This window comes from Cryocola sp. 340MFSha3.1, from assembly GCF_000383315.1.
Classification (GTDB): Bacteria; Actinomycetota; Actinomycetes; order Actinomycetales; family Microbacteriaceae; genus Leifsonia.
On sequence record NZ_KB911087.1, the window covers coordinates 275,871 to 288,839 of the forward strand.

The 12,969-nt window shown below is 69.5% G+C and carries 10 protein-coding genes; 2 read left to right on the plus strand and 8 right to left on the minus strand.

The features are described from left to right. Window positions 1-75 precede the first annotated feature (75 nt). The 6 genes from H284_RS0101310 to H284_RS0101335 form a co-directional block, all read right to left on the minus strand. Entirely contained in the window at window positions 76-1,263 is a 1,188-nt protein-coding gene (locus tag H284_RS0101310; protein WP_020074879.1) for a glycoside hydrolase family 3 N-terminal domain-containing protein, read from the minus strand. A 23-nt stretch (window positions 1,264-1,286) separates the two neighbouring features. Beyond that, the gene (locus H284_RS0101315) at window positions 1,287-2,282 is read right to left on the minus strand and encodes a carbohydrate ABC transporter permease (protein WP_020074880.1); all 996 of its coding nucleotides are present in this window, start codon (window positions 2,280-2,282) and stop codon (window positions 1,287-1,289) included. After that, complete coding sequence (locus tag H284_RS0101320) at window positions 2,279-3,208, minus strand: carbohydrate ABC transporter permease (RefSeq protein ID WP_231371038.1); 930 nt, start codon at window positions 3,206-3,208, stop codon at window positions 2,279-2,281. Before H284_RS0101320 ends, H284_RS0101315 begins: the two co-directional genes overlap by 4 nt. 30 nt (window positions 3,209-3,238) lie before the next feature. After that, the gene (locus H284_RS0101325) at window positions 3,239-4,615 is read right to left on the minus strand and encodes an ABC transporter substrate-binding protein (RefSeq protein ID WP_020074881.1); all 1,377 of its coding nucleotides are present in this window, start codon (window positions 4,613-4,615) and stop codon (window positions 3,239-3,241) included. Between the two features lie 61 nt (window positions 4,616-4,676). Continuing rightward, on the minus strand, window positions 4,677-6,446 hold the full coding sequence (locus tag H284_RS0101330) for a glycoside hydrolase family 13 protein (protein WP_020074882.1): 1,770 nt from the start codon (window positions 6,444-6,446) through the stop codon (window positions 4,677-4,679). A gap of 122 nt (window positions 6,447-6,568) precedes the next feature. Then, window positions 6,569-7,582: a LacI family DNA-binding transcriptional regulator gene (locus tag H284_RS0101335; RefSeq protein WP_029042779.1), complete on the minus strand. Its 1,014-nt coding sequence runs from the start codon at window positions 7,580-7,582 to the stop codon at window positions 6,569-6,571. A gap of 73 nt (window positions 7,583-7,655) precedes the next feature. On the opposite strand from H284_RS0101335, the gene H284_RS0101340 reads away from it, so the two are divergent. Then, window positions 7,656-8,489 carry a UbiA family prenyltransferase gene (locus H284_RS0101340; RefSeq protein WP_020074884.1) on the plus strand — a complete coding sequence of 278 codons (834 nt, stop codon included), beginning with the start codon at window positions 7,656-7,658 and terminating at the stop codon, window positions 8,487-8,489. Here H284_RS0101340 and H284_RS0101345 read toward each other — a convergent pair. Both H284_RS0101345 and H284_RS0101350 read right to left on the minus strand, forming a co-directional pair. Then, window positions 8,471-9,868 carry an MFS transporter gene (locus H284_RS0101345; RefSeq protein ID WP_018190833.1) on the minus strand — a complete coding sequence of 466 codons (1,398 nt, stop codon included), beginning with the start codon at window positions 9,866-9,868 and terminating at the stop codon, window positions 8,471-8,473. The genes H284_RS0101340 and H284_RS0101345 overlap by 19 nt on opposite strands. Window positions 9,869-10,141: 273 nt before the next feature. After that, window positions 10,142-11,458, minus strand: coding sequence for an LCP family protein (locus H284_RS0101350; protein WP_231371039.1), 1,317 nt, complete (start codon window positions 11,456-11,458; stop codon window positions 10,142-10,144). 261 nt (window positions 11,459-11,719) lie between these two features. On the opposite strand from H284_RS0101350, the gene H284_RS0101355 reads away from it, so the two are divergent. Then, window positions 11,720-12,937 (plus strand): epoxide hydrolase family protein, encoded by a 1,218-nt coding sequence (locus H284_RS0101355; protein ID WP_020074885.1) that lies wholly within the window; start codon window positions 11,720-11,722, stop codon window positions 12,935-12,937. Window positions 12,938-12,969: the final 32 nt, after the last annotated feature.

Genomic DNA, 12,969 nt, shown 5'->3' on the forward strand with positions numbered 1-12,969 from the left:
ATCCGCCCCGCGTCGAATACATGCAAGCGTATGGACTCCCGGACTATTCCGCGATTCGCGAAAAAAGTTGACGCGTCACTCTTCCGCGGAGAGCGATCGGCGCAGCTGCAGCAGCTTCAGCGCGTCCGTGTCGATCTGCGCGACCGGGATGCGTCCCTGCTGCACAGCAGTGACGACGGCATCGATGAGCGCATCCGGATCGCCTCCGGCCGGCAGCACGTCGAGCACCATGGTGTTCCCCGCCGCGATCGCCTGCACCGCGTTCTCCCCCGGGTCCTGGTACTGCGGCAGCCCCGTGTCCTGCAGCATCCGCAGATCGTCGGTGATGCTCGCGCCGCGGAACCCGAGCTCGTCGGTCAGGATGCGGTGCCAGGCCGCCGAGAGCGACGCGGGCGCCGCATCCACCTGGGTATAGGCGAGGTGCCCGAACATCACCAGCTCGGCTCCCGCGGAGATGCCCGCCTGGAACGGCGGGGCGTCACGCGTCGACCAGTCCTGCTTGCTGACGGCGGTCGACGGCACGGCGTGGTGCGAGTCGGCCTCGCTCTCGCCGTGGCCGGGGAAGTGCTTGAGCGTGCTCAGCACCGTCCCGCGCTCCCCCGTCACCGAGGCGGCGACACGGGCGGCCGCCGCGCCAGGCTCCGTCCCGAGCACGCGGTCGGCGATGAAGGAGGCCGGGTCGGCGGTGACGTCCGCGACGGTCCCGAAGTTAACGGAGATGCCGGCCTGTTTCAGGAGCGTCGCGCGCCGGGCGAAGGCGTCGCGCGTCGCCGCCGGGTCCTGGTCCCGCAGGGTGTCGGCGCCGGGCTGATCATCCCAGCCGAGGCGCGTGACGTCGCCGCCCTCCTCGTCCACACCGATCAGCGGAGGGAGGCCCGGGTCGGAGGCCGCCATGGCCGCCGTCTGCGCGGCGAGCTCGGCGGGGGTCGACGGGATGTTGTCGCCCATCAGGATCATGCCGCCGACGCCGTACCGGTCGACGTATCCGCGCAGCGCCGCCGGGTCGGTACCGGGTGTGTGCAGCATGAACAGGCTCGCCACCTTCTGCCGCAGGGTCAGGTTGGCGAGGCGCTGCCGGGCATACGCTTCGACCGGGTCGACGGTCGGCGTCGGCGACGGGGTCGGAGCCGCGCCCGCGGTGTGGGTGGCGCCTATCGTGTGGGCAGGAGCGGCGCCCCCGCATCCGCTCAGCCCCGCCATCAGCAGGGTCGCCGAGAGCGCCACGGCGACCACCGCGGCCGTCCGGCGTCGGGCTGCGCGCATCCCTCGATGCTAACCCAGCCGTCTCATCCCTTCACGGCGCCGCCGAGCCCCGCGCTCCGCAGGAACAGGCCTTGGAACACCAGGAACAGCACGATCGGGATGAGCGTCGAGATGGCCAGGGCGGCCAGGTACACGTCCAGCTGGATCGCCGCCTGCAGCGTGGGCAGCCGCACCGACAGCGGTTGGATGGCCGGGTCGCGCAGCACGAGCAGCGGCCAGAGGTAGTCCTTCCACGCCGCGATGATCGCGAACACGGACACCACACCCAGGATCGGCTTCGACATCGGCAGCACGATCGACCAGAACAGCCGGAAAGGCCCCGCCCCGTCGGTCCGCGCCGCCTCGAAGATCTCCCGCGGCAGGTTGTCGAAGAACCGCTTCACCAGCACGACGTTGAAGGCGCTGGCACCGGCCGGCAGCCACACCGCCCAGAACGTGTTGATGAGCGACTGGCCGAGCAGCGGCGGGTTCAGGATGGTCAGGTACAACGGCACGAGCAGCACCACCGACGGCACGAACAGCGTGGTCAGGATGAGGCCGTACAGCACCTTCCCGTACGTGGGCCGGAGCACGCTCAGCGCATACCCGGCCGTCGTCGCCACCAGGATCTGCGCCGCCCACGAGCCGGCCGCGACCCAGATCGTGTTCATGAACTGCACGTCGATGTGGACCGTCGACCACGCGGTCGACAGGTTCGCCCAGTCCACCCCGTTCGGGAACAGCGCCATCGGCGTGCGGAGGGTGTCCTCCGTCGGCGTGATCGCCGACTTCGCGAGCCACAGCAGCGGCCCGAGCCCGACGATCACGAGGACGACGAGCAGCGCCCCGTGGATGACGCGCGCGCTCCACCGCACACCGCGCTTCCGCCGGTCGGAGATCGAGAGGATGCCGCGGTCGCCCGCGTCCTCCCGCTCACGTCGTCGGGTCCGCTGCCTTCTCTCCGGCTCGTGGGGAGCCGGCGCGAGGAGCTCCTGCGCGTTGGCCGCCGCCTCGCGCGGCAGCTCGGTCGAGGTCGTCAATTCTGGCTCCAGGACTTGGTGAGGCGGAAGTACACGAGGGACAGCACGGCGAGGAACGCCGCCAGCATCAGACTGAGCGCGGTGGCGGCGCCGTAGTCGCCGCCGAGCGAATTCTGGAACGCGTACCGGTAGATGAGCAGCAGGATGGTGACGGTCGAGTCGACCGGCCCGCCGCCGGTGAAGAGGAACGGTTCGAGGAACACCTGCGCCGTGCCGATGATCTGCAGGATGAGCGTGATCAGCAGGACGCTGCGCAGCTGCGGCAGCGTGACGTGCCAGATCTTGCGCCAGATGCCCGCGCCGTCGACCTCGGCCGCGTCGTACAGCTCCGGCGCCACTCCGGTGATCGCGGCCAGGTAGATGATGATCGTTCCGCCCGCCGCGGCCCAGGTCGCCTCGACGACGAGAGACGGCATCGCCTGCGTCGCCGACTGGATCCACGGCTGCGGCGGGATCCCGACCCAGCCGAGGATCGTGTTGAACACGCCGTCCGGGCGGGCGTCGTAGAAGAACTTCCACAGCAGCACCGCCACCACCGGCGGTACGACCACGGGCAGGTACGCGAGCGCGCTGTACAGGCCCTTCGCGCGCTTCACCTCGCTCATCAGCACCGCCGCGATGAGCGGGATGGGGTACCCGAGCAGCAGCGCGAGGAAGGCGAACCAGGCGGTGTTGCCGACCGCCGTCCAGAACAGCGGATCGTTCACCACCTGCACGAAGTTGTCCCAGCCGACCCAGGTGGGCGCGCTCACCAGATTGGTGTGCTGGAAGCTCATGACGACGCTCCGCACGATGGGCCACCAGGAGAAGATGCCGAAGATCAGGAGCATCGGCAGCAGGAACAGCAGGGAGCTGAGGCCCCCGCCGCGCACCCAGGTCAGGGGTGTGCGGCGGGGACGGCTCAGCTGTCGATCGTGTGTTGTCACTTGTCTGTGTTCGTCACTTGTTCGTGTTCGTCACTTGTCTGCGTCGACGAGCTTCTGGATGTCGCTGTCGACCTTCTTCAGCAGCTGGTCGATGTTCGCGTTCTTGTCCGTCAGCACGGCCTGGACGACGGAGTCGAGCGCGCCGTACAGCTCCTGCGTGTGCTTGTTCGGCTCGGGGACCAGGTTGGCGTCGAAGATCTTGTCGGTGAACGGCGCCACGTTCTCCTGCGGCACATTGATCTCGCCCGCGATCCACTCCATGTTCTGGTCGTACGTGGCCTTGTCGAAGAGCGGCAGGGTGGGAACGCCGACCGGCTGGTTGGACTTGACGAGCACCTTCGCGTCGGCGATCGCCTGATCCTTGTCGAGCAGCTTCTGCATGTAGTAGAAGTCGATCCACTTCACCGCGGCCTCCTTCTGCGCCTGCGATGACTTCGGGCTGACGGCCGCGACGTTGCCGCCGCCGAGGACGCCGGCATCATTGTTCGACGAGTCGATCGGCAGCATCGTCAGTCCGTAGTTGGCCGGGTCGACGTTGTTCTGCTGCACCAGTGAGGTAAGCACATCGGATCCGGACGGGTACATGGCGATCTGCCCGGCGCCGAACGCCTGATTGATGCCGCTCCAGTCGAGCAGGAAGTTGCTGCCGACCGAGTCGTCCTCCCAGCGGAGGTCGTGCAGCCACTGCAGCGCCTCCTTGGTGATCGGGTTGTCGGTGGTGACCTTCGTCTTCCCGCCGTCGGTGGTCTCCATCCGGCCGCCGCGGGCGTACACGGTCGTGATCAGCTGCCAGCCGCCGGTGTTGCCCTGCGTCATCTGCATGTAGCCGGCGACACCCGGAACCTTCTCGGAGATGGTCTTGGCGGCCGAACGGACCTCGTCCCAGGTCGTCGGCGGCTTGTCCGGGTCGAGCCCGGCCTTCTGGAAGATCTCGCGGTTGTACGACAGTCCCATGGCGTACGGGCCGTACGGGACGCCGTAGATCTTGTCGCCGGACTTCGCCACCGCGAGCACCTTCTCGTTGAACTTGTCCGCGTACGGCAGCTTCTTCACCTCAGCGGTGATGTCGGCGAGCTGACCCGCCTGGAGCAGCGACTGGGAGTCGGTGAACGGAACGTTGAAGACATCCGGGAGAGTTCCGCCGGCGAGCTGCGTCGCGAACGTCGGCCCCGTCCACTGGTACTCCTCGGACTTGATGTCGATGTTCGGGTTGGCCTTCTCGAACTCCTTGACCCGGTCGTCGAAGGCCGTGAACGCAGCCTTGTCGCTGCCCGGGATGAGGCTGGCGACGGTGATGTGGACCTTCCCGTCGCCGGAGTCGCCGCCGGATGAGGAGCATCCGGCAAGGAGCCCCGCTCCGGCGAGGGTGACCGCGGCGACCGCCGTGATCCTGAGTGATGACTTCATTGTCTGGACCCTTTCGAGTGATGGTGCAGTGCGTGGATGGTGCAGTGCGTGGATGATGCGTTCAGGTGGTGAGGTGTCCCGTCGGCCGGTGCTGCGTCCGCAGCCAGACCGTCGAGTCGGGTGGCAGCTTCCCGTCGACGAGCGGACGGCTGCTGAGGAGGATCGCCTGGTGCTCCGGGAGGTCGACCGGAGCGGCGGAGAGGTTGGTGACGTTCGCGAAGGCGGCGCCGCGGGCGAAGGCCAGCACACCGTCCGGCGCATCCAGCCAGGTCAGCGGTCCGTCGCCGAGGCCGGGCTCTGCGCGGCGGATCCGGAGCGCCTGCCGGTAGAGCCACAACATGGAGGCGGGGTCGCTCTGCTGCGCCTGCACGGTCAGCGCCGACCAGCCGGCCGGCTGCGGCAGCCACGGCTCGGCGTCGGCTCCCTCGGGGCTGAATCCGAACGGCGCCTGCGTCCCCCGCCACGGGAGCGGGACCCGGCAGCCGTCGCGGCCGGGGTCGACGCCGCCGGAGCGCTCGTGCATCGGGTCCTCGCGGAGCTCGTCGGGAAGGTCCTCGACCTCCGGCAGCCCCAGCTCGTCGCCCTGGTAGATGTACAGCGAACCGGGCAGCGCGGCCGTGAGAAGCGCCGCGGCGCGTGCCCGGCGCGTCCCGAGGGCGAGGTCGGTCGGGGTGCCTTTGCGCTTGGTGGCGAAGGCGAACGAGGTGTCCTCGCGGCCGTACCGGGTCACCGCTCGGGTGACGTCGTGGTTCGAGAGGACCCACGTGCTCGGAGCGCCGACCGGCGCGTGCGCCGCGAGCGTCTCGTCGATGGAGGCGCGCAGCTCCACCGCATCCCAGGGCCGGGCCAGGAAGTCGAAGTTGAACGCGGTGTGCAGCTCGTCCGGTCGCAGGTACAGCGCGAACCGCTCGATGTCGGGCAGCCAGATCTCGCCCACCAGCACCCGGGTTCCCGGATACCCGTCGGCGAGGGCGCGCCAGCCGCGATAGATGTCGTGGAGCTCGTCGCGGTCCTGGTTGGGATGCTCCCCCGCCCCGGGATGCTCGGGCACCTCTGGCAGCGCCGGGTCCTTCACGAGCAGCGCGGCCGAGTCGATCCGCACTCCGGCGACGCCGCGGTCGAACCAGAACCGCAGGATGTCCTCGTGCTCGCGCCGCACATCCGGGTGGTCCCAGTTGAGGTCCGGCTGCTGCGGGCTGAACAGGTGCAGGTACCACTCGCCGGGCGTCCCGTCGGGGTTCGTCGTGCGCGTCCAGGTGTCTCCGGAGAAATTCGACGGCCACGATGTCGGCATCTGCGAGCCGTCGTCGCCGCGGCCGGGCCGGAACCAGAAGCGTTCGCGCTCGGGCGATCCCGGGCCGGCGGCGAGGGCCTCCTGGAACCAGCGGTGCCGGTCGGAGACGTGGTTCGGTACGACGTCGATGATGGTGCGGATGCCGAGGGCGAGCGCTTCGCCGATCAGCGCCTCGGCCTCGGCCAGGTCGCCGAATGCCGGGTGGATGCGGCGGTAGTCCGCGACGTCGTAGCCGCCGTCGGCGAGCGGCGAGTCGTACCAGGGCGTGAACCAGAGCGCGTCGACGCCGAGGTCGGCGAGGTACGGCAGGTGCTGCCGCACGCCGGCGAGGTCGCCGACGCCGTCGCCGTTCCCGTCCGCGAAGCTGCGCGGGTAGATCTGGTAGATCACCGCGCTGCGCCACCACTGCGGGTCGTCGGACGGCGGTGCGGATGCGGCACGCGCCGTCGCACCGGCGCTCGCCGGCTGCGGAGCGGCGACGGGTGCGGCGGTGCCGCCGTCCATCACGGTGAGATCCACGCTGAGCCCTTCGGTCATCTGTCGTCGCGACGGACACCGCGGCGCCGTCGTCGTTCACCGAAATGTAGCTAGTTCGACAGAATGACGCAAGAACTCAACAATACGTAATTCATTTGCGCACTTTTGCGTGCGCTTGCGGCTCAGCTCGCGTGCGGAGCGGGCCCGGTGGAACCGCGCACCACCAGTTCCGGCTCGAAGAACAGTTCGTCCCGGATGGCCGAATCGCTGGAGATCTGACGGAGTAGGAGCTCGATGATCGTGCGGCCCATCGGCTCGATCGGCTGCCGGATCGTGGTCAGCGGAGGCTCGGTGCAGTTCATCAGCGCGGAGTCGTCGTAGCCGACGACGGAGACGTCGCGCGGCACCGAGAGCCCGGCCCGCCGGACGGCCCGGATCGCCCCGAGCGCCATCGGGTCGCTCGCGCACACGATCGCCGTGACGCCGGCGGCGAGCAGCCGGGTCGCCGCCGCCTGGCCCGCCTCGAGGGAGTAGAGCGAGTGCACGACGAGGGACTCATCCAGTTCGTCGCCCCATTCCGCCGTGACACGGCGGGCCGCCGCGAGTTTACGCTGCGACGGGATGTGGTCGCGCGGCCCCAGCAGCAGCCCGATCCGCTCGTGGCCGAGCGACCGCAGGTGCGTCAGCGCCTGGGTCGTGGCCACCGTGTCGTCGCAGGAGACCGTGGCGAACCCGAGCGAGTCGACGGGTGCGTTCACGAGGACGGTCGGGAGGTGCAGGTCGGTCAGCCGGCCGTAGTGGCTGTGGTCCGCATCCTGCTGGGCATAGGCGCCGCCGACGAAGACCACGCCGGAGACCTGCTGCTGCAGCAGGAGCTCGACATAGTCGGCCTCCGAGATGCCGCCGGCGGTCTGCGTGCAGAGCACCGGGGTGTAGCCGTTCTGCGCGAGCGCTCCCCCGATGATCTCCGCGAAGGCGGGGAAGATCGGGTTCTGCAGTTCGGGGAGCACGAGCCCGACGAGCCGCGCGCGCTCTCCGCGCAGCTTGGTCGGCCGCTCGTAGCCCAGCACATCCAGGGCGGTCAGCACCGCCTGACGGGTGGCGTCGGACACTCCCGGCTTGTCGTTGAGGACGCGGCTGACGGTGGCCTCGCTGACACCGACCTTGCGCGCCACTTCGGCGAGTCGTTTCGACATGACCACAGTGTACGCAAATCCTTGCAGATCAACGCAAGTAGTTTGCATCCCGGGCGCGGGCTACGATGACGGCATGGCGAAGAAGGTGCTCTCCCTCCTGCTCGCCAGTCACCCAGGGCCGACCGTCGTGGTCACGGTGATCGCGACGCTGCTCGGCGTCGGCCTCGGCTATCCACCCGGCCGGCTCGTGATCCTCGCTCTGGCCGTGCTCTTCGGCCAGCTGTCCATCGGCTGGTGCAACGACTGGCTGGATGCGGCCCGCGACCGCGCTGTGGAGCGCAGCGACAAGCCGGCCGCGCGCGGAGACGTATCGGTCTCGACCGTCCGCGTCGCCGCCTTCGTGGCGCTGGCGGCGGCGATCCTGCTGACGATCCCGCTCGGGCCCGGCGCGCTGATCGCCCACGTGGTCGCCATCGCCGGCGGCTGGGCGTACAACCTGGGGCTGAAGGCGACCGTCTTCTCGTTCGTCCCGTTCGCGGTGTCGTTCGGTGTGCTGCCCGCCATCGCCACCCTGGGTCAGGAGCAGCCCGCACTGCCGCAGTGGTGGGTGTTCGCCGCCGGCGCTCTGCTCGGCGTCGCCGCGCACGTCACCAATGTGCTCCCGGATCTGGAGGATGACGCGCGCACCGGCATCAGCGGGCTCCCGCACCGGCTGGGCGCGCGGCTCAGCGGCCTGCTCGCTTTCGCGGCGCTCGCGATCGCGACTCTGCTCATCACGTTCGGCCCGGGCCTCCCTGTCCGCCCGCTCCTCATCGTCGGCCTGGTGATCGGCCTCGCGGCGACAGTGACCGGTGTGGTCCTGCTGTTCCGCCGGAGTCCGACGCGCCTCCTCATGCAGCTGATCATGACGTGCGCCATCGTGGACGTCGCCATGCTCGCGCTGACGGGTCAGTCCGTCACTGTCTGAATCTTGTCGGCGACCGGAGCCTTGTTGCGGATGCCGATCGCCGACACCACGCCGCCGACGAGCAGCAGCGCGGCCGCGGCGATCATGGCGCGATGGAGTCCCTCGGTGTCGAGCGTGCCGCCGATGATCATGCCGGCGGCGGCGACCGCCAGCAGTCCGGCGATGCGCGACACGGCGTTGTTGACGGCCGACGCGATGCCCGCCTGCTCCGGGTGGATGGCGCCCAGGATCGCGCTCGTCAACGGCGCGACGGTGATCGACAGGCCGACTCCGAACAGGAGGACCGCGGGCAGCAGGGTCGTCCAGTAGTCGACGTCCGTCCCCATCATCAGCAGCCAGAGGAAGCCCGCGGAGGCGATCATCGGCCCGACCGCCATGAACAACCGGGGCCCGTAGCGCCCGGCGAGCCCGCCGAACAGGCCGGAGAGCAGCAGCATGCACAGCGTGGACGGGATGAACACGAACCCGGCCGCGATCGCCGAGAACCCGGCCACCTGCTGCAGGTACAGCGTGACGATCAGGGGGCCGAACGAGAGCGCCCCGTAGACGAAGAACGTCGAGACGTTGCCGACCCAGAAATTGTGGACGCTGAACAGCCCGAGCGGCAGCATCGGCTGCTTCACGCGCGTCTCCACGATGAAGAACGCCACCAGGCTGAGGATGCCGACGACGAGCGGGATCCAGACGCGCGGATTGCCCCATCCGTACGTCCCCTGCTCGATCAGGGCGAACACGGTCCCGGCGAGACCGACCGATCCGAGGATCGCACCGGCGTAGTCGACGCGGCCGCCCATCCCCTTGTCCTCGCCCTTCAGGGTCATCATGAGGATCAGCGTGATCGCGATCGGGATCACGTTGATGACGAACACCCACCGCCACGACAGCGTGTCGACGAAGATGCCTCCGACCACCGGGCCGGCGATCATGGCGACACCGGTCCACGCGGTCCAGCGGCCGATCGCCTTGGCCTGGGCCGGGCCGTCGAAGCGGGAGATGATGATCGCGAGCGAGCTGGGCACCAGCAGCGCCCCGGCGACGCCCTGCAGCGCGCGGGCGATCACGAGGAACACCCCGGTCGGCGCGAACGCGCACATCAGTGACGTGATGCCGAAGCCGATCAGCCCCGCGTAGAGCACGCGTTTGCGCCCGAACACGTCGGACAGCGACCCGGCGATGAGGATGAGCGAGCCGAGCGTGACGAGATACCCATCGACCACCCACTGCTGCAGCGGGAGCCCTCCACCGAGCTCCTTCGAGATCGCCGGAAGGGCGACGTTGATGACGGCGCCGTCGAGGAAGGCGACGAAGCTCGCGAGGATCGCGATGACGAGCACTCTCAGCTGGAGCGACGACATCCGCTCGATCCGCACGTTGGTCATGGACTCATTCAACGTGGTCGCGGGGATCGAGGCAACATCCCCCGATCGCCCCGTGTCGCAACCGGAGGTGGATGCGGCCGCTCGCCGCCGCATCCCCTCCGTTTCCCGTCGACACGCCGTCGCAGCCCGCCGAATTCCTCCCTATTCTTCACGAAACGGCGCGCGCGACGAACGGAGGAGATACCGACCTGCACCCCGGCGTTTCGCCACGAACGGAGGTGGATGCGAGGCCGCGGAGTGCGCAGCTCCTCCGTTCCGAGCACCGAGACGGGGCTAGTTGTTGCCCTTCGTGCAGGTCTGCTGCGCCGCCGTCTGGCCGGTGATGGTCGACGGCAGTTCGACCGCTCCCCCGGCGGACGGATCCGTCGTCGCGGGCGCGGCCGGCGTCGCGGGCGCGGTGGGGGTCGCGGGCGACGGTTCGCCGCCCGGGTCCGGCGCGGGCGACGCGGTCGCCGTCGGGTCCTCGGCTGCTCGGCCGGTCGAGCCGGTCAGCTTCACCGGCTGGTCGTTCACGAGGGCCTCGTTGAGCGCGTCCGCCGCCGACTCCTGCGGAACCACGCGGTTGGGGTTGTCCGGGTCGGTGACCGCCGGGTACTGCACGAACACCATGTTCTGGAGTCCCGTGTCCTTGAGCGCCAGCGCGATCTGCACCAGCGTCGTCGGGTTCGTCAGGGTGTCCGACGGGGTGATGTTGTTCACGGCCGCCTTCGCCAGTGCGTACAGCTGTACCGGGTTCGAGAGCACCCCGCCGTCGACGACCTTGCGGGCGAGGGCCGACAGGAAGACCTGCTGGTTGGAGATGCGGCCGAGGTCGCTGCCGTCGCCGACTCCGTGGCGGCTGCGCAGGAACGAGAGCGCCACATCCCCGACGATCGTGTTCTCGCCGGCGGGGAGGTCGAGCGGCGGGTTCGTGTAGTCGTCGGTGACGGGCGAGGCGAGGCAGACGGTGACGCCGCCGACCGCGTCCGACATGGCGCTGACGCCGTTGAAGTTGATCACCGCCGCGAAGGGGATGCTCAGCCCGGTCATCTTCGACACCGTCGCCACCACGCAGTTGAGACCGCCGCGGGACAGCGCCGTGTTGAACTGCGCGTACGAGCTGCCGTCGATCGTCCCGCCGTTCGGGTCCGGGCAGTCCGGGATGGGCACCATCAGGTCGCGCGGGAAGCTGACGACCATCATGCTCTTGTGGTCCTGGGCGATGTGCAGCAGCATCGTGACGTCGTTGTTGCCCGCGCCGCTGCTGGCGTCCTGCTCGTCCTCGCTGTTGTAGATGCCGCCCAGATCGCTGCGGCTGTCCGTGCCGGCGAGGAGCAGGTTGACTCCGCCGGGGAGCGCGCCGACGTTCGGGATGTCCTGCGGGATGGGGGTCTGCCCAGGCAGCGCCTGCAGGTGGACGCCGGTCTTGATGGAGTGGGCCACATCCCACACCGCGTACGCGGCGACGGAGCCGATACTGACGAACGCGACGACGAGCGCACCCGCGAGGAGCTTGAGCGCGGCGATCGCCGCACGCCGCCGCGGCAGCCGACCGTGACGGACACCCTCCGGCCCCCGGGCGCGCTGATGCCGTCGCGGCAGATCGGTCATCGGCATCCCTCGGTTCGGCGGACGTTGCTGAAATCCTAGCGACCCTCCCTTTCCGCGTGCTGCGAGGCGCGCATACGGGATGAGGGCGTTCACATGCCCGCAGGCGGTGAGGGGTTCCCGCCACCCCGCGGCGGCGCAGGCGTTCCGTTGAGTGTTCTCCCCGATGCCAGGGCCGACCGGGCGGCGTCACCATCGACTCGCGACGGCCGCTCGACCGCCGAGAACCGCCCGGAAACCACGGAGACCACCCCAGGAGCACCCATGACCATCGCCGAACACCGCCACGACGCCGACAGCGCCCGTGCGGAGGAGATCCGCCCGTTCACCTACACCGCCACCGACGAGGAGCTCGACGACCTCCGACGGCGGATCCGCGCGACCCGCTGGCCGGAGCGCGAGACCGTCGACGACAGCTCGCAGGGCGTTCAGCTCGACGTCATGCGCGCCCTCGCCGAATACTGGGCCGACCAGCACGACTGGCGCACGGTCGAGGCACGGCTGGCCGAGATCCCGCAGTTCGTGACGGAGATCGACGGCCTCGACATCCACTTCCTGCACATCCGCTCGCCGCACCCGGATGCCCTTCCGATGATCGTCACGCACGGCTGGCCGGGCTCCGTCATCGAGCAGCTGAAGATCATCGGCCCGCTCACCGACCCGACTACCTACGGGGCCGAAGCCTCCGACGCCTTCGATCTCGTCATCCCCTCGCTTCCCGGCCACGGCTTCTCGGGAAAGCCGGATGCGACCGGCTGGGACCCGATCCGCATCGCCCGAGCGTGGGCAGAGCTGATGCGGCGGCTCGGCTACGACCGGTACGTCGCCCAGGGCGGCGACTGGGGCAACGCCGTCACCGAGCAGCTGGCCCTGCTCGCCCCTCCCGGGCTCATCGGCATCCACACCAACATGGCCGCGACCATCCCGCCTGCCATCCAGGAGGCATTGGATGCGCACGAGGAGCCGCCGGCCGACCTCGACCCCGAGGAGCGCGGGGCGTGGGACCAGCTCGCGTTCTTCTACGCGCACGGTCTCGCCTACGCGCAGGAGATGGGCAACCGGCCGCAGACCCTCTACGGGATCGCCGACTCCCCCGTCGGGCTGGCCGCGTGGATGCTCGACCACGACGCCCGCAGCTACGACCTCATCTCCCGGGTCTTCGCCGGCGGCTCGGAGGGGCTGACCCGCGACGACATCCTCGACAACGTCACGCTGTACTGGCTGACGAACACGGCGGTGTCCTCGGCCCGGCTCTACTGGGAGAGCAAGCTCGCGTTCTTCGCGCCGAAGGGGGTCACCCTCCCGGTCGGCGTGAGCGTGTTCCCGGATGAGATCTACGCCGCACCACGGAGCTGGGCGACCGCCGCCTACCCGAACCTCATCCACTTCAACCGCCTCGACCGCGGCGGGCACTTCGCCGCATGGGAGCAGCCGGAGCTGTTCTCGCAGGAGCTGCGCGCCACATTCCGGTCTCTGCGCTGAGCACCGTCGGGGGCAGGATCGGATCAGACGAC